Source organism: Streptomyces sp. NPDC050564, assembly GCF_044457265.1.
Lineage (GTDB): Bacteria > Actinomycetota > Actinomycetes > Streptomycetales > Streptomycetaceae > Streptomyces.
Window position 1 is genome coordinate 1 of the sequence record NZ_JBITGS010000081.1, and the last position, 16,714, is coordinate 16,714.

12 protein-coding genes and 1 pseudogene are annotated in these 16,714 nt (G+C 70.0%); 2 read left to right on the top strand and 11 right to left on the bottom strand.

All coding sequences use genetic code 11. The features are described from left to right. Positions 1-174: 174 nt before the first annotated feature. The 5 genes and pseudogenes from ACIBK0_RS50360 to ACIBK0_RS50380 all read right to left on the bottom strand — a co-directional run bounded on the left by ACIBK0_RS50360 (position 175) and on the right by ACIBK0_RS50380 (position 6,461). A pseudogene (locus ACIBK0_RS50360) lies at positions 175-2,012 on the bottom strand (alpha-galactosidase D). A 77-nt stretch (positions 2,013-2,089) separates the two neighbouring features. Further along, complete coding sequence (locus ACIBK0_RS50365) at positions 2,090-3,007, bottom strand: carbohydrate ABC transporter permease (protein ID WP_399096783.1); 918 nt, start codon at positions 3,005-3,007, stop codon at positions 2,090-2,092. Continuing rightward, a complete protein-coding gene (locus ACIBK0_RS50370; RefSeq protein WP_399096815.1) occupies positions 3,004-3,954 on the bottom strand; it encodes a carbohydrate ABC transporter permease in 951 nt (316 codons plus the stop codon). The genes ACIBK0_RS50365 and ACIBK0_RS50370 overlap by 4 nt, the downstream gene beginning before the upstream one ends. Next, positions 3,951-5,264, bottom strand: coding sequence for an ABC transporter substrate-binding protein (locus tag ACIBK0_RS50375; RefSeq protein WP_399096786.1), 1,314 nt, complete (start codon positions 5,262-5,264; stop codon positions 3,951-3,953). Before ACIBK0_RS50375 ends, ACIBK0_RS50370 begins: the two co-directional genes overlap by 4 nt. An 18-nt stretch (positions 5,265-5,282) precedes the next feature. Next, the gene (locus tag ACIBK0_RS50380) at positions 5,283-6,461 is read right to left on the bottom strand and encodes an ROK family protein (RefSeq protein WP_399096789.1); all 1,179 of its coding nucleotides are present in this window, start codon (positions 6,459-6,461) and stop codon (positions 5,283-5,285) included. Between the two features lie 184 nt (positions 6,462-6,645). On the opposite strand from ACIBK0_RS50380, the gene ACIBK0_RS50385 reads away from it, so the two are divergent. Continuing rightward, positions 6,646-8,754 (top strand): alpha-galactosidase, encoded by a 2,109-nt coding sequence (locus ACIBK0_RS50385; protein WP_399096792.1) that lies wholly within the window; start codon positions 6,646-6,648, stop codon positions 8,752-8,754. Positions 8,755-8,898: 144 nt separating this feature from the next. Here ACIBK0_RS50385 and ACIBK0_RS50390 read toward each other — a convergent pair whose 3' ends face one another. The 5 genes from ACIBK0_RS50390 to ACIBK0_RS50410 form a co-directional block, all read right to left on the bottom strand. Then, positions 8,899-9,183, bottom strand: coding sequence for a hypothetical protein (locus ACIBK0_RS50390; protein ID WP_399096795.1), 285 nt, complete (start codon positions 9,181-9,183; stop codon positions 8,899-8,901). 88 nt (positions 9,184-9,271) lie between these two features. Continuing rightward, a complete protein-coding gene (locus ACIBK0_RS50395; protein WP_399096798.1) occupies positions 9,272-9,910 on the bottom strand; it encodes a hypothetical protein in 639 nt (212 codons plus the stop codon). Positions 9,911-10,000: 90 nt separating this feature from the next. Continuing rightward, positions 10,001-11,851 (bottom strand): GMC family oxidoreductase N-terminal domain-containing protein, encoded by a 1,851-nt coding sequence (locus ACIBK0_RS50400; RefSeq protein ID WP_399096801.1) that lies wholly within the window; start codon positions 11,849-11,851, stop codon positions 10,001-10,003. Then, positions 11,848-13,230: a hypothetical protein gene (locus tag ACIBK0_RS50405; RefSeq protein WP_399096804.1), complete on the bottom strand. Its 1,383-nt coding sequence runs from the start codon at positions 13,228-13,230 to the stop codon at positions 11,848-11,850. The genes ACIBK0_RS50400 and ACIBK0_RS50405 overlap by 4 nt, the downstream gene beginning before the upstream one ends. Further along, the gene (locus ACIBK0_RS50410) at positions 13,227-13,913 is read right to left on the bottom strand and encodes a FadR/GntR family transcriptional regulator (RefSeq protein ID WP_399096807.1); all 687 of its coding nucleotides are present in this window, start codon (positions 13,911-13,913) and stop codon (positions 13,227-13,229) included. Before ACIBK0_RS50410 ends, ACIBK0_RS50405 begins: the two co-directional genes overlap by 4 nt. A 254-nt stretch (positions 13,914-14,167) precedes the next feature. On the opposite strand from ACIBK0_RS50410, the gene ACIBK0_RS50415 reads away from it, so the two are divergent. Further along, positions 14,168-15,364, top strand: a complete 1,197-nt coding sequence (locus tag ACIBK0_RS50415; protein ID WP_399096809.1) for a glycoside hydrolase family 64 protein — start codon at positions 14,168-14,170, stop codon at positions 15,362-15,364. A 37-nt stretch (positions 15,365-15,401) separates the two neighbouring features. Here the strand turns inward: ACIBK0_RS50415 and ACIBK0_RS50420 are convergent, their stop codons facing one another. Beyond that, positions 15,402-16,538 carry a sulfite oxidase gene (locus tag ACIBK0_RS50420; protein WP_399096812.1) on the bottom strand — a complete coding sequence of 379 codons (1,137 nt, stop codon included), beginning with the start codon at positions 16,536-16,538 and terminating at the stop codon, positions 15,402-15,404. Positions 16,539-16,714: the final 176 nt, after the last annotated feature.

Consider the following 16,714-nt stretch of genomic DNA (forward strand, 5'->3'; position numbering starts at 1 on the left):
TGCCGGGGTTCGACCACTTCTCTTGCGTCTGGGGGGGGGGGGTGGGGGCGGGGGCGGGGGGGGCGGTGGGGGGGGGGGGGGGGTGGGGGGCGGGGGGGGGGGGGGCGGGCCCCCCGCGGGGCCCGGGTCGTGTCACCGGGCCCCGCGGGAGCGGGTCGGACGGGCTGAGCAGGCTCAGAGAGACTGCGGAACGACGATCCTGTCGATGTCGGGTGCGTATCCTCCGCCGCTGTCGAAGGTGATGGTGTTGGTGCCCGCCTTCAGTGCCAGCTGGACGCTCACGGTCTTGGCCGTGCTCCAGTCGCCGTGGAAGGGAACTTCTCGCTGGTGCCGTTACCGCTGTTGGAGAGGACGGTCACCGAGCGGGGATCGCCGCTGACGTAGGCGACCTTGACGGTGTAGATCCCGTCCTTCTTCACCGTGACGTCGTTGAAGCGCAGCTTGCCGCCCAGGTAGAGGTTGCCGACCTTCTTGCCGCCGGAGCAGTCGTCGCATCGGGCGACGGAGGCGTTGCCCGACAGGGTGTTGGCCGCGTCCTCGGCCTCGTAGCTCGTGGTCGCCAGAGTGCTGCCGCCGGGCTTGATCGTGAACAGCCGCGAGCCGTGGGCCGGCAGGGCTTCGGTGATCTCGTTCTTGTAGGTCCCGAGGTACGCCTTGTTCCACAGGTCGCGCACGGAGGCATTGCCGGTGAAGCCGAAGGACGCCCAGTGGGCGGTGACGGAGGCGGGCGAGTCGCCGAGGTTGAACAGGGCGACGGTGTAGCTGCCGTCGGCGTTCTTGGTGCCCCAGACCTGCTGGTCGCCGACCGGGGTGACCGGGCGCGCGACGGGCGAGTCGTTCTGATCGACGGCGATGACCTCCTTGTTGGTGAGCAGGGAGACGCCGTAGTTGTCCAGCTTGGTGAGGTCGTCACCGGTGAACAGCGGCGACTTGTTGATGGCCCACAGGGTCAGGTAGCTCTGCCGCTCGGCTTTGGTGAGGCCGTCCATCTCGCCGTTGCCGACATCGATGGCGTCGAGGTCGTTCCAGCCGCCCGGGCCTGCCTTGTCGCTCCACGCAGGGGCGTCGTCCCAGCGGTCGTTGACCGAGTTCTCCCAGGTGACAAGGGTGTTGCAGTAGCACTCGACATCGGTGTCGATGCGCCAGCCGTTGGAGTACTTCTTCCAGTCGGCGGCGTGACCGATGTCCAGCGACCAGGAGAGTTCGAGGTGGATCGGGCGACCGGCGGTGGCGATGGCCTGCTGCCAGGCGGCGACATCGGGGACGTTGTTGTAGTTGTCACCGGACTTGAACGAGCCCGGGCCCACACCGTCCAGCTTGAGGAAGTCGTAGCCCCAGTCGGCGAACTGCTGCGCCTGCGAGTCGATGTACTTCTGCGCGCAGGGGTTGTCGAAGTTCAGCTTGTAGGCGTTGTCCCAGCCGTTGGTGGTGCGCAGGTCCGAGTAGACGACGTCGGCGGTGGTGCAGCCGGCGGCGTTCCAGATCGGCACCTTGCCGTCGCCGTACGCGCCCTTCTCCAGGCCGACGGGCAGGTAGATGCCGGCCTTGAGGCCCTTGGAGTGGATGTGGTCGGCGACCGACTTCATGCCGTGGGGAAAGCGGACCGGGTCCGGCGTCTGCCGGCCGTACTGGTCGAACCCGGTCTTCCAGTTCTTGTCCATCCACCAGCCGGCGTCGATGTTGACATGGTCGTAGCCATAGTTCTTCAGCTTGGCGGCAAGGGCGTCCGTCTGCTTGAGGACATTCGCCTCGGTGAGGTAGCTGTAGTCGCCGTCCGGGTTGAGGCCCGGGTACTTCGACGACTGCATGCTCCAACTCGACCAGCCCATGTACGGCTTGGCGGCGATCGAAGCGGTGTCGGCCTGAACGGCCGGGGCGTGGGTGTCGGCCTGTGCGGACGGGACGGCCGTCGCGAGGCCCGCGGTGAGGGCGAGGACGAGGACGCCTCTTATGGGGCGGCGGCCGGAGCGCGGGGCGGCTCCGGGCATGGCGAAGTACGAGGATGACCGCATGGGTCGGACCTCCTGGGACGGTGTCAGCGGGGGCGGTGAAGGGGCGGGGGCGGTTCGTGCTGGGGCTTTCCGGCGGCTCAGCCCTTGCCCGAGCCGATGGTGAGTCCGCTGATGAACTGGCGCTGGAGCGCGAAGTACACCAGCAGCGTGGGGATCGCGGTCATCAAGGCACCGGCCGCGATGAGGTTGGGATTGGTGAAGTACGCACCCTGGAGGTTGGCCAGGGCGGAGGTGATGGGGCGCTTGTCGCCGCTCTCGATCAGCGCGAGCGGCCAGAAGAAGTCGTTGTAGATCCAGATCGATTCGAGCGTCGCGAGGGCGGCGAACGCCGGGCGGCACAGCGGCAGGATGATCTGGAAGAACTGCCGCCAGACGGGGGCTCCGTCGACGAGTGCCGCCTCGGAGATCTCCTTGGGGATCGTCTTCATGTAGTTGCTGAGGACGAAGGTGCAGAACCCGCACTGGTAGGCGATGTGAATCGCGATGATGCCCCAGGCCGAGTTGTAGAGGAGGAGCGAGTCGCTCATCCACTGCGGTAGCGGGATGAGCAGGTAGAGCCGGTAGAGGGGGGTGATGAGGACCTGCGCCGGGAGCAGGTTGCCCGCGGTGAAGAGCATCAGCAGGACGATGTTCCAGCGGAAGTCGAAGCGCGAGACGAAGAAGGCGACGGCGGCCGAGAACAGCAGGGTGCCGAGGACCGAAGGGACGGCGATGAGAACGGAATTCCAGAAGAAGTGCGGCATCCCGGACTGGTTCCAGGCGTCCGTGAAGTTGCCGAGGCTCAGGCTGCGCGGCCAGGACAGATAGCCGTGCTTGGCCGTGTCCGAGTAGGGGCGCAGCGAGGTGTACACGGCCCACAGGAGCGGGACGAGCCAGAGCAGGGCGATGCCGGCGAGCATCAGATGGCGGCCGGTCTGGCGTCGGGATGTCGAAGGGGTGTTCCGCGCCGGGGACTCACGCACCCGGGAGGCGGGCCGCGTCACCGTGGTGGTCACTGGTCCTCCTTGCGGAAGGTCTGGACGAGGAAGGTCCCGATGGCGGCCAGGGAGACCAGGAGCAAGACGACCGCGAGGGCGGAGCCGTAGCCGATGTGACTGGACTCGCCGATGATGTTGTCGGTGATGAGGAGGGACAGCAGCTCCATGCCGGGCTTGCTGCCGACACCGCCGCCCAGGACGTACACGATGTCGAAGGCCCGCAGGGACTCCATGACCGTGACGACGAGGATGATGATGTTGACCGGTTTCAGGGCCGGGAAGACCACGCGCAGGAAGGTCTGGCGGCCGTTGGCGCCGTCGAGCGCGGCGGCTTCCTTCAGCGCCGGGTCGAAGCCCTTCAGCCCTGCCAGGTAGAGGATCATGATGTATCCGGTGTGCCGCCAGCCGGAGGCGACAAGGACGGCCCACAGGTTGAGGTCGGGGTTGCCGAGCCAGTCGATGTGGTGGCCCGAACCGGCCGCGCTGAGGATGCCGTTGAGGAGTCCGGTGTCCGGGTTGTAGATGATCTCCCAGATGAAGCCGACGACGGCCAGGGAGAGCACCATCGGCAGGAAGATCGCGGTCTGGTAGATCCTGGTGAAGCGGATCTTCCGGTCGAGCTGGTAGGCGAGGAAGATGCCGAACGGCGTCGGCAGCAGGGCCGTGAACAGCAGCCAGATCACGTTGTGCCGCACCGCGGGCCAGAACGGCGGGTAGTTGGTGAAGATCTCCTTGTAGTTGTCCAGGCCGATCCAGTGGATGTCGGCCAGTTCGATGCCGTCCCAAGTGGTGAAGGACAGCCCCAGGGAGGCCAGTGCGGGCAGCCAGACGAAGAAGAGCAGGGCGGCGAGTGGGATACCGATGATCACGGTGAGGAAGATCCGGTCACCGGGGCCGAGGCGGCGCGGGCGAGTCCGGGGTGTGGCGGAGGACACGGTGAGTGCGGCCTTTCCGGTCCAGGTCAGGCTGTGAAGAAACGCGAGCGCTGGGACTCGATCTTCTTCAGCGTGCCGGAGCCGTCGTCGGGGTGGCCGAGCCATTCGGTCAGGCCCGGCAGGACGACGGTGGAGATGAAGCCGGGGTCGCTGTCGCGGTCCGCGAACTGGCTGATGTGCTTGGCGGAGGCGATGAGTTCGGCGGACTTCTTCTGGAGTGCGTTGTACGAGTCCGTCTTGGCCTGCTCGTTGACGGCGAGGTTGCTCGGGTCGACGCCCATGTACAGCTCTTCGGCATGGGCACCGCCGAGGAATTCGAGGAGCTTCTTGGCGCCGTCCTCGTTCTTGGGCCTGCGGCTGAGCATGAAGCCGTCGGTGGGTGCCTCGACGGCGTCCTGGCCGTGGGTGGCGTCGATCTCGGGGAAGGGGAAGAAGTCGATGTCGGCGCGTATCGTCTCGTCGGTGATCTGCTGGCCGAGGAAGAGTCCGATGACGGCCATGCCGGACTTCTTGTCCAGCAGGGACTGGGCTGCGTCCTGCCAGGAACGGCCGCCGGCGCTCGGCTGGTAGTAGGGGGTCAGCTCACGCCACAGGTCGAGGATCGCGACGGTGCGCTTGTCGGTCCACGAGACCTTGCCGCGCATCAGGGACATGTGGAAGTCGTAGCCGTTGGCCCGCAGGTCGAGGTAGTCGAAGGCGCCGAGGATGCTCCAGCTGTCGCCGCCGCCGTAGCCGGAGGCGACCGGGGCGAGGCCGTCCTTCTTCATCTGCTTGGCGAGCGCGATGAACTCGCTCCACTTCTGTGGGACTTGGTAGCCGCGCTCCTTGAAGAGGCTCTTGCGGTAGAAGACGGCCCACGGGTAGTTGTACAGCGGTACGAAGTAGTACTTGCCGTCCTCGCCCCGTGAGAGCTGCTTGGTGGCGTCGCTGAAGCCCGCGCCGATCTTGTCCCACACGTCGTCCAGGGGGCTGCACAGATTCTTCTTGGCGAAGTACTGCATGCGGTAGCCCGCGAACCAGGTGAAGACGTCGTCCGGGGTGCCCTGCAGATAGGTGGAGATGCTCTTCTGGAAGGTGTCGTGGTCGACGGTGTTCGTCTTCACCTTCAGTCCGCTGTCCTTGGCGAACGCCCCGGTCACGGCGGCGTAGGCCTTCTTGGGGGTGGCGTCGGCGCCGTTGGATCCGAAGGTCACCGTCTTCGGGTCGGCGCCCGCCCCGCTGCCGCAGGCACTCAGGACGGGTGCCCCCAGTGCGGCGGCACCGAGTCCGAACAGCGCACCCACCACGCCGCGCCGGCCCGGGCCACGCGCAGCCAGGTGATGGCGGCTCTGCTGCGTCATCGTTACTCCTCGTGCGTGCTAGTACGTGTCTGATCTGATGAAGGACTGGATCGCGGTGGCCGCGGCCCCGCGCGCCCACTCCTCGAAGGGCAGCGGGCGGGTCTGTACGTCGCACCGTGCGGCCGATCCGAAGGCGGCCGCGGCGAACGCGTCACGGATCTGCTCGGCGAACAGGTCGTAGGCGGCCAGGCCCTCGCCGGAGATGATCACTCGCTCGGGGCCGAGCAGGTTGGCCACGGTCGCAATGCCGCGCCCGATCGCCTCCCCCGCCCGCGCGTACACCTCCCGCGCTCCGGGGTGGCCGTCGTGGGCCAGGTCCAAGGCCGCCGCGGCGTCGGCGACTTGGACGCCGGTCACCTCCCGGACCTTGCCGACGATCGCCGAGTCCGCGGCGATCGCCTCGACACAGCCGCGGTTGCCGCAGTGGCAGAGGGGACCGGCGGGCTCGATGGCGACGTGCCCGATCTCGCCGGCCACGCCGTGCGCGCCCGACACGACCTGACCGTGCACCACCAGGCCGCAGCCGATGCCCGCGCCGACGGTCACCACGGCGAAGTCGGACAGGCCCACTCCGGCGCCGAACCACTGCTCGGCGACGGTCAGCGCCCTGACGTCGTTGTCGACGGTGACCGGCAACCCCGTGGTCATCGCGGCCAGTTCGGCGAGCGGAACGTCGCGCCACTCCAGGAACGGCGAGTAGCGCACCACGCCGGCCGCGCGGTCCACGTCGCCGGACACCGCGATGCCCAGTCCCTGGACCGGCACTCCGAACCCGTCGGCCTCGGTCATCAGCTCCTGGACGAGGGCGGCTGTCGAGGCCAGCACCGCCTTGGGGTCGTGGGTGGTGAGCGGCACATGCCGGGCCACCCTGATGCGGCAGCACAAGTCCGTGAGCACGGCGATCAGTTCATCGCCCGTCATCTTGACGCCGATGAACAGCGCCCGGCCTCCGTCGACCAGCACCGGGTTGGCGGGCCGCCCGAGGGACGACTGCCGGGCGTCCTCGTCGACGTCCTCCAGGAGGTAGCCGGCCTCGATCAGCGGCCGCACCGCCTTGGTGACCGCCGCCGCCGACAGCCGCGTCCGTGCGGCGATCTCCGAGCGGGTGAGCGGGCCGTGCGACAGCACGGTGGTGAAGATCTGGGAGGCGGCCGGCGTGTGGGCCGGGAACGCCTCGGTACGAGAGGTCGAGCGCATGGCCGGAACCTAAGTCCCTTATTTTCTGCTGTCAATGAAAGAAGCAGGATTATCTTGAGGGCACTTCTTGATGGGCATGCTGCCTGCAAATGGCAGATACAAGCGCAGTGTTGACATGTGATCGAAGGTCACGGTTGGCTTTCGTGCATCTCGTCGCACTACAGGAACGTGAGGATCCCTGTCGATGATCTCCTTCGCCCCGGACACCGGGGTCTGGCTGCTGGCCACACCCCACACGTCGTACGCGCTGCGCGTCGACGAGACAGGCGCGCCCTGCCACCTCGCCTGGGGCCCACGCCTGACGCTCGCGGAGGCCGAGGAACTCGCCGTGCCCCAGACCGCCTCGACCAGCAGCTTCGAGGGAAGACCCCCCGTCGGGGAGGAACTTCCCGTGGACGGCGGGACGCGCTACGGACCGCCGTCGCTGCAAGTCCGATTCGCGGACGGTTCCCGCGCCTTCGAGTGGCAGCCGACCGGCCATCGTGTGGACGAAGGCGAGCTGGAACTGGCATTCCGCGACCGCCGCTACCCCCTGCACGTGGCACTCCACTACCGCGTACGGGGCGACACGGACGTCATCGAGCGATGGACCGTCGTGCGCAACGCCGGCGAAGAGCCCGTCACCCTGCTGCGCACCGACTCCGCGGCGTGGACCCTTCCCCCGCTACGGAACTACCGGCTCAGCCATGTCACCGGGCAGTGGTCCGCCGAGAGCCAACTGCGACGCAGCCAACTCCCGTACGGCGAGACCGTGTTGACGAGTCGCCGTGGGATCACCAGCCATCACGCGAACCCCTGGGTGATGCTGGACTCGGGCGAGGCGACGGAGGAGCACGGCCGGGTGTGGAGCGCCGCCCTCGCGTGGAGTGGGAGTTGGCGGATCACCGCACAGCGCACCCCGGACGGCCGGGCGGGATTCACCGCAGGCGTGGGCCACGACGGTACGACCGTGCCGCTGTCGCCCGGCGAGGAGTTCACCTCTCCCCCGTTCGCGGGCCTGTGCACCGACGGTGGTTTCGGGGCGGCCAGTCGTGCCTGGCACGCGTACGCCCTGGCCCATGTCCTGCCGCACCCGGATGAGCTCGCGCCGGTGCTCTACAACTCCTGGGAGGCCACGGGTTTCGACGTCGACGAGGTCGGCCAGAAGGCGCTCGCCGAACGCGCGGCGGAACTCGGGGTCGAGCTGTACGTCGTCGACGACGGCTGGTTCGGGGCGCGCCGCAGCGACCGGGCCGGCCTCGGTGACTGGACGCCCGCCCCCGACCGCTTCCCCGAGGGGCTGGCACCGCTGGTCGAGACGGTGCACCGACTCGGGATGGGCTTCGGCCTGTGGGTGGAGCCCGAGATGGTGAACCCGGACAGCGACCTCTACCGCCAACACCCGGACTGGGTCCTCCACTTCCCGGGCCGCCCCCGCTCCGAGCTGCGCAACCAGCTCGTCCTCAACTTCGCCCGCCGCGACGTCGCCGACTGGGCCCACGACTGGCTGACCCGACTGGTCGGCGACCACGGCATCGACTTCCTCAAGTGGGACATGAACCGGGCGTTCAGCGAGGCCGGGTGGCCGGACCGGCAGGACGGCACCGACCGTCTCGGACAGCAGTACGTGCGCCATCTCTACGACGTCGTCGACCGTCTCCGCGCCGACCACCCGAAGCTGCGGATCGAGTCGTGCAGTGGTGGGGGCGGCCGGGTCGACCTGGGCATCCTGTCCCGTACGGACCAGGCGTGGGCGTCGGACAACACCGACGCCGCCGACCGCATGTGGATCCAGCACGGCTACGGCCAGGTCTATCCCGCGCGCACCATGGGCTCGTGGGTCACGGACGTACCCAACCAGCTCACCGGCCGCACGGTCCCGCTGCGCTTCCGCTTCCATGTCGCGATGGCCGGAGCGCTCGGCATCGGGGGCGATCTCACGCGCTGGTCCGAGGAGGAACTGCGGGAGGCAGCCGCACTGGTGGCCGAGTACAAGAAGGTGCGCCATCTCGTGCAGCACGGCGGGCTGGACCGCCTGTCGGCGCCTGCCGAGGACTCCGTCTCAGTGGTGCAGTACACGGCACCGGACGCCTCCGAAGCCCTCCTTCTCGCGTACCGTCGTGCCACCCGCCACGGCGCGCCCCGGCCACCGGTCCGCCTGCGCGCCCTCACCCCGGGTTCCCGCTACCGCGACACCCGCACCGGCACCGTCCATCACGCCACCGTGCTCGGCGAGTACGGGCTCCAGCTCGACCTGCCGCCGGGCGACTGGGCGAGCACGGCGGTGCACCTGGTACGTGAAGGAGACGTCTGAGGCCGCTCAACGCCCGCGCGCCCGCTCGGCATTGGGCGCGTCCACCGCGCCCCGCTTGTCCCCGATCGTCGTGTAGTCCACGGCGACGAAGTTGACCGGGCGGCCGCGCCCCGCTCGCACACGTGGACGCGGCGCGGCACGTCGTCACGTCTTGGACGTGATCGCCGCCTCCGGGCCCAGCAGCCGGCCGAGCAGATCGCGCGTGACCGGGGCGATCGCCGGGTCGACGAGCACCCGGTCGTACAGCCGGTCGTAGGCGTGCTCGTCGTCGAGGGCGGAGCGGTAGAGACCCGCGCTGAGCACGGTGCTGCGCGCGGTGGCCGCAGCCGTCACGATCACGATGCACAGCACGGCCGGCACCCGGGCCACCACGCGGATGCCCCGTACACGACTGGTGGCCCTGCCTGCCTGTCCACGGGCCGCGCCCATGGCCTCATGCTCCGCCGAACGGGAGCGCGGCCGCGACCCGGGGCGCGGGCGGGCGGCCTATGCGCGGGCGCGCGGGGCGCCGACGGCGTCAGTAGCGCTGTGCCTTGGTCAGCCGGGGGGTCAATACGGGTTCGGTCGGCTGCCTGCTGATGGCAATGGGCTGGGCCCGCTTCCCCGGTTCGAGGTTCTGCGCTCCGACGAACCTGGTCTCCACGACCTTGCCATCGGAATTCTTGAAGTCGATCTGCACGGCGTACGACGCCTTGTGGTCGGTCTTGTTGGTGATCGTGACGAGCACGGCGAGCAGCCCGCCGGTCTCTGCCCTGGGCAGGCCGGTCATGCCGACTTCGGACAGCGCGTTGCCGCTGCCCTTCACGTCCTTCAGCTCCTTCTCCGCGGCCGCGGAGGCGCGCGCCGTATCGGCCGAGACCGACGCCTCGAACGCCGATGCCGCGGCGGAGGCGGAAGATGCCGCAGCCGACGCCGAGGCGCGCGCCGAGCCGATGATCGAGGAGGCGGCCGAGGACAGGGCCGACGGCGGTGTGCCGGTGAAGTTGGACGTGTTCGGCGGAGTCGGGCGCGGGCTGACGGGGGAGGCGCCGCTCTGGTTGTTGTTGCCCGTGCTGCACGAGACCAGTACGGCCCCGCACACGACCATGGCCAGGAGAACGGCGAACCAGCGTGGTCGGCTCGATCGGTCTCGGCCGTCGGAAATGCGTGTGCTCATGAGGGCTCGTCCTCTTCCTGGCGTACGGGACTCCCCTCATGCTCCGCGCCGGTTCCGGGGTGCGCGAACGGCGCGGAGCATCTGAGTGACTCAGCGTGCGGCCGGGCCGCCCTCCCTGTCGAGGCAGGTCTCCGCGATCGCCAGGGCGGCCGCCATGATGCTCAGCTGCGGGTTGACCTCGGGGCAGCCGGGCAGCACCGAACCGTCCGCGATCAGGACTCCGCGAACGCCGCGTAGCCTGCCCTCCGGGTCGGTCGGTGCCCGCTGCGTATCGGCGCCCGCTGCCGCCGTGCCGGTCGGGTGGAAGGCCGAGAGGTGCAGGTTCCGGGCGTTCACCGAGGTGAGCAGTGCGTCGAGTTCGTCGAGCGAGCGGGCGCGCGGGGCGAGCGGGACGCCGGTGAGGACCTCCTCGGCACCCGCCGCCAAGAGCAGCCTGCCCATCGCCCGTACGGCCGTCATCAGCCGGTCGCCGTCACCGGGGTCCAGGTCGTAGCGGACGAGGGTGCGCTCCCGGCCCTGGACCCGGCCGGAGGGCCGGTCGGCGATCATGGCGCCGAGGGTCGCAAGGTGCTCCGTGTCCTCCAGCTCGCGCCGCAGCTCGCGGCCCAGGCCGGGGAGGACGAAACTTCCCATGCCGGGCGGACTCGCGGTCGCCTCGATGAGGACGCCGCGGGCGTGCAGTTCCTCGACTCCGACGCTCTGCAGCACGCCCTGCCAGGCGGTGACCGGCTCGGCGAAGCGTCCCGCGACGCTCGTGGCCGGGTGCACGCTCAGGTTGCGGCCCAGGCGTGGATGTCCGCCGAGGCCCGAGCGGCGCAGCAGGGGCGGTGTCTGCAGCGCTCCGGCTGCCGTCACGACGAGCGGGGCGAGGATCTCCAGTTCGCTGCCGTCGGGCCGGCGCGCCTGTACTCCGGCGGCGCGCGGCATTCCCGGTGCGTCGTGGTCCAGCAGGATGCGGCGGACCCGCGCACCCGTGACGATCCGGGCTCCCGCGGCGCACGCGTCCGGCAGCACGGACAGCTGCACGCTCTGCTTGGCGCCGCTGGGACAGCCGACCACGCACTGGCACGAGCCCTTGCAGCCGGGCGCGTTGCGGCGCAGTGGTCCGGCCCGCCAGCCGAGCCGGTCGGCCCCCGCGAGGGCGAGCCGCCCGTTGTTGCCCAGCACGTCGAGCGGCTGGGCGGCCACGCGCAGGGTGCGCTCGATCTCGTCGAGTCGGGGCCCGAGGCTCTCGGCGAGCCCGAACCCGTACTCCTGACTCCACCGGGCCAGCACATGATCCGGAGTCCGGTAGCAAGTACCGGAGTTGACCACGGTGGTGCCGCCGACGGCGCGGCCGACCGGTAGCAGGAGCGGTGGGTTCCCGACGGCCACCGTGGCGCCGCCGTCCCGGTACAGCTCGGTGAATCTGTCGAGCGGCGCCCGGCGGCCGAAGGACGCCGTCGAGTGGTGTTCGCCCTCCTCCAGGACGATCACGCTCAGCCCGGCGAGCGCGAACGTCCGGGCGGCGACGGCGCCGCCCGCGCCGGATCCGACGACCACCACGTCGGCGGTGGAGCGTGTGGGCCACTCCTGCGCGGGAGTGCAGTCGAGGGGCGGGTCCTGCGGAGCCTGCACAGGAAGGGGCGCGGCCGGCATCCTCTCGGTGCCCGCCGCGAGCATCACGGGCACCTTGAGCAGGTCGAGCAGCGGGACGAGCCGGGGTCGTGCGGCCAGGGAGCCGAGCACGCTCTCGCGTTCGTCGGGGCGGAGTGCCACCAGGCGTCTGCCGGTACGCAGGACGGCGTACGTCTCCACGGCCGCGACGGCGGTGTGCACCCCGGCCCGGGCGGGCCGGGGCAGCGCGGCGAGCACGGCGTCGAGCCGGTTCGGCACGCGGGACGGCCAGTCCTCGTCGCCCGCGTCGGCCAGCAGCGCCGCGACGAACCCGTGGGCGGTCACCGTTCGCCCGCCTCGGCGTGCGCGGTGCCGTCCAGAAGCCAGGAGGCCTCCGGGCGCCAGCGGCCCCACCAGCGTTCCAGCACGATGTGGGCGTCGGCGGACTCGCTGTTGCGGCACACGGCGCGGGCTCCGTCCGGGTCGCGGTACTCCAGGGTGAGGGTTCGCTCGGCGGGCTGGTGGACCTCGACGCGGATGCGGCGCAGTGCCGTCCGGCCGGTCACCGTCCACCTGGGCAGCCCGAACGCGGCCCGGAATCGTCCCAGGCCCAGCCAGCCGATCGCCGACCGTTCCGCACGGCGCGGCCAGGTCCGGCCTCGGCGGCGCAGGCGCAGGAAGACCAGTGGAGGAAGCCGCCGCAGGCCCGGCCGGGTGGAGACGGCCGCCACGATCTCCAGGACGTCGCCGCCGCCCAGCTCCGCGTGCAGCCAGGTCCACCGGTGTGCGTTGCCGTGCCCGTAGATGCGGGCCGAGGCGCCGGGTGCGCCGCGCAGGGTCAAGGCCTGTTCACCGTAGGTGAATTCGCCCTCGTACGTGGCCCGCGCGGCCGGGAGCATCTGGGCGGCGGGCAGCAGCGGCCGGCGCCAGGACCAACGCGGGAAGGTGAACAGCGGCGTCCCTTGGGGGCGTTCGGTGAGCTTCCAGTGGAAGTCGTCGGCGCTTCCCGCCAGTTGACCTGGGGTGGCCGTGACGTTGTCTCCCGCGAAGCCGTCCGTGGGCCGGGTCCAGGGAACGGGCCCGAAGCGGGCGTGCCGCACCACGCCCTCGCGCGGAAACGCCGCGACCCATCCGTGGGCGAACGGCTCGGATCCGTCGGCGGGCGCGGTCACTTCGTGGTGCAGCCAGACGCCGGTGCCGCTCGCCGGATCGGTCAGCGTGGTGTACCAGACCTCGGTGCGGCCCGGTGCGCCGTTCCAGCGCGGTGGGAAGTGCTCCGCGCCGCTCTCACGGCGCGGGAAGCGGAAGCTGAGGAGGAACGGCGCGAGGCCGGTCGCCAGCGGGAAGCGGAGCACTCCTTCGCCGACCCGCGCGTCGCCCTCGTACAGCGTGAACGGCAGAACGGTCATCGACTCGACCGGCCGGCGCGCGGCTACGGACTTCCAGCCGTCCAGGGTGAGGCGACGGCCGTCGGCGGTGAAGGCGAGTTGATAGCGGATGCGGCGTCGTGCGAGCGGCGACACCTCCAAGTCGCCGTCGGCGCGCGGGTCGTCGGCGAACCCGGAGATCCGCACCCGGCCGGTCAAGCGTGCCGGCGTCGTGCGGTGCGGGCGCAGTACGGCTTCGGCTTCGGCGCGCAGGTCGAGGCGTATGCGGCGCTCCCGTGTCTCGGCGTCGAGCCGGACCGTGCCGAGCATCGTCTCCGTGAACGCCGTGCCCCTCATGCGAGACCCTCCAGCATGATGCGCTCGGTGTCCCGCAGATAGGCGTCGGCCGCCGCGTGCGCCTGCCGGGTGTCCTGGGCCGTCACGGCCGCGACCACCGGCGCCAGCCTTTCGTGCGCCGCCGCCGGGTCGGTGAAGGGCCCCTTGAGCAGGGAGCGGACGGGCAGGTAGGCGTTGAAGAGCGTGTTCGTCAGCAGGACGTAGACGCGGTTGCCGGTGGCCCGGGCGAGTGCGCGGTGCACCTCGACGTCGGCCAGCTGCACCGCGTCGGCGCCGTCGGCCTCCCGTACGGCTTCCAGCAGCACATGGAGTTCCGCGCACTGCTTGCGGGTGGCCCTCGACGCGGCCCGCTCGGCGATCAACGCGCCGACGCCGCGCCGCACTTCGAAGATCTCGTGGACCCATTTCGCGTCGTGCCGCACGAGCATGGGCAGCAGGTCCGCCCCGCCCAGGCGTGCGTAGTCGCGCACCCTGGTCCCGACCCCGTGCCGGGTTTCGAGCAGGCCCGCCTGGACGAGTCGGCCGAAGGCGTGCTTGAGGGTGGTGCGGGTGACTCCGTAGCCATCGGCGAGTTGGCGCTCCGGGGGTAGATAACTCCCCGCTGGATGACGGCCGTCGAGTATGTCCGTACGCAGCCGGTCCTCGAGGACGTCCACGATGGTCTCGCGGGGCAGTGCCTCCACGGTTCTCCCCTCCGGGCAAGTGGATGAGTGGCTGATCCACTGAACCAGTGCGAGACTTCCACGGTCAACCCCTCACCGGAAGACGGCCGTTGGGGCGCATGCGAAAGCCGCTCCCCGTCGGCGGCCACCCGCCGCCGACCCGAGCACGATTGGACCAGACCAATCCCGTCCGGATCGTTGACATGTACGCCACCGGGCGCAACTCTGAGAAGACTTTGAGAGCGCTCTCAGGACGAGTCGAACGGAGGAAGAGGATGCCCAGGAAGATCAGATGGCGGGCGTTGGCGGTGGCCGCAGCCACCCTCGCGACGGCACTGCTGACGTTCGGGACCCCGTCCCGGGCCGAGGCCACCGTCCCCGGGACCATCCCGCTGAAGTTCACGAACAACTCCGGCCGCAGCGACCCGGTTTATATCTACGACCTCGGAACGCTGCTGTCGACGGGCCGGCAGGGCTGGGCCGACGCGAACGGCACATTCCACGCCTGGCCCGCGGGCGGCAACCCGCCGACGCCCGCGCCCGACGCGTCGATCGTGGGACCGGCCAACGGGCAGTCCAAGACGATCCGGATCCCCAAGTTCTCCGGACGGATCTACTTCTCGTACGGGCAGAAGCTCGACTTCCGGCTGACGACCGGCGGTCTCGTACAGCCGGCCGTGCAGAACCCGAGCGACCCCAACCGCAACATCCTCTTCAACTGGTCCGAGTACACGCTCAATGACTCCGGTCTGTGGATCAACAGCACACAGGTCGACATGTTCTCGGCGCCTTACGCCGTCGGAGTCCAGCTCGCCGACGGCACGACGAAGAACACCGGTCATCTCAAGGCGGGTGGCTACAACGGCTTCTTCAACGCCCTTCGGGGTCAGCCCGGCGGCTGGGCCAATCTGATCCAGACCCGATCCGACGGCACCGTGCTGCGGGCCCTCGCCCCTGGTCATGGCATCGAGGCGGGCGCGCTGCCGAGCACGGTCATGGACGACTACGTCAACCGGGTGTGGCAGAAGTACAGTTCGTCGACGCTGACGGTGACGCCCTTCGCCGACCAGCCGAACACGAAGTACTTCGGCCGGGTCTCCGGTGGCGTCATGAACTTCACCAACAGTGCCGGGGCCGTGGTCACCAGCTTCCAGAAGCCCGACTCCGACAGCATCTTCGGCTGCTACAAGCGGCTCGACGCGCCCAACGATCTGGTGCGGGGCCCCATTTCACGCACCCTGTGCGCGGGCTTCAACCGCTCCACGCTCCTGGTCAACCCCAACCAGCCGGACACCGGCTCGGCGAACTTCTACCAAGACACGGTGACCAACCACTACGCCCGCAAAATCCATGCGCAGATGGCCGACGGGAAGGCCTACGCGTTCGCCTTCGACGACGTCGGGAACCACGAGTCGCTCGTCCACGACGGCAATCCGCAACAGGCGTACGTCACGCTGGACCCGTTCAACTGATGGACAGCCGAGGGCGGCCGGGGCTCCGGCCGCCCTCTCACCCGGCGCCCTCGGAGTCCTCGGAGTCCAGGCAGAGCACCGGGACCCGCTGGACGAGGTTGTTCGCGAAACCGCCCCGGTTCCACGGCTGGTCCAGCGGCTGGGTGTGGCCCTCGGCGTCGGTGGCCCGTGCGCTGAGCACATGAGGGCCTGGGGTCGCTGTCCAGGCGAAGCGCCAGGGCCGCCAGGCCCAGCGGTGGTCATCGCCCCCGTCCAGGTCGGCCGCGTACCAGGAGCGCCCCTCGTCCGTGCTGACCTCGACCCCGGTCACCGGCGCGCGCCCCGACCAGGCCCGTCCCTCCAGCGCCACGACACCCGGGCGGACCACCCGCGTCCTGGACATGAAGTCCGGGAATCCGGGCGGGATCAGCAGGGCGCGCGGGGCGATCCGGGTGACCGGTTCGCCCTTGTCCCCGGCGTCCTGCCGAAGCCGGTAGGCCATGGCCTGCTGGAATCCCGTGAACGGCGCGTCCGTCACCCTGATCTCGCGCAGCCACTTCACATGCGCCATGCCGTACCAGCCGGGCACCACCAGCCGGACCGGATGTCCGTGCTGCGGTGGCAACGGGCCGCCGTTCATCTCGTACGCCACAAGGACCTCGGGGGCGTCGCCCATGGCCACGTCGAGCGCAAGGGCCCGCTGGTAGTCCTGCTCGACACCGCGCTCGACCCCATGATCGGCGCCGGTGAACACCACTTCCACTGCCCCGGGTTCGACCCCGGCCTCGGTGAGCAGCACCCGCAACGGCACACCGGTCCACTCCGCCGTACCGACCGCCTCCACCAGCCACGGCTGACTCACCGGCCGGGGCGTCAACAGGGCCCGCCCATTGCCCGCACACTCCAGTGTCACCCTCTGTGTGACCGCGGGATACGCCCTCAGCTCATCCATCCCGAGCACCAGGGGCTGCCGCACCCCGCCCCTGACGACGAGCCGCCATGCCCCCGCTTCGCCATACGGGATGTCGTAGTGCGTCAGCACATAGTGGAGCCCCGAGGGCGTCACGTCGTACCGCAGCGCCTCCAACGGCATCCCATGATTCCGAGCGGCAAGAGCCAGCTCCTCCTGGCTGATGCCTTCTTCCGGCCCGGCCAGCCGAGCGGGTGCGCTCACATCGTCGAGGCGTTGCCCCATGCCCGCATTGTCCGCCTTCCCGCCGTGGAGACGCTAGGGCCTGTCGTTCGGCCCCGCGAGCCCGGCCTGATCCAAAGGCAAGCCCTAGGTGTTCTGTCCATGGAGGTTGGTGACGCAGGTCTCGGCTGAGGGATCTTGAAATGGGTGAGGGCCTTCTGGCCTGGTGTGGATTGCGA

Excerpts from the sequence above, each read along its gene's own strand:
- ACIBK0_RS50375 (WP_399096786.1), bottom strand. The coding sequence starts at position 5,264 with ATGACGCAGCAGAGCCGCCATCACCTGGCTGCGCGTGGCCCGGGCCGG.
- ACIBK0_RS50380 (WP_399096789.1), bottom strand. The coding sequence starts at position 6,461 with ATGCGCTCGACCTCTCGTACCGAGGCGTTCCCGGCCCACACGCCGGCC.
- ACIBK0_RS50385 (WP_399096792.1), top strand. The coding sequence starts at position 6,646 with ATGATCTCCTTCGCCCCGGACACCGGGGTCTGGCTGCTGGCCACACCC.
- ACIBK0_RS50390 (WP_399096795.1), bottom strand. The coding sequence starts at position 9,183 with ATGGGCGCGGCCCGTGGACAGGCAGGCAGGGCCACCAGTCGTGTACGG.
- ACIBK0_RS50395 (WP_399096798.1), bottom strand. The coding sequence starts at position 9,910 with ATGAGCACACGCATTTCCGACGGCCGAGACCGATCGAGCCGACCACGC.
- ACIBK0_RS50405 (WP_399096804.1), bottom strand. The coding sequence starts at position 13,230 with ATGAGGGGCACGGCGTTCACGGAGACGATGCTCGGCACGGTCCGGCTC.
- ACIBK0_RS50415 (WP_399096809.1), top strand. The coding sequence starts at position 14,168 with ATGCCCAGGAAGATCAGATGGCGGGCGTTGGCGGTGGCCGCAGCCACC.
- ACIBK0_RS50420 (WP_399096812.1), bottom strand. The coding sequence starts at position 16,538 with ATGGGGCAACGCCTCGACGATGTGAGCGCACCCGCTCGGCTGGCCGGG.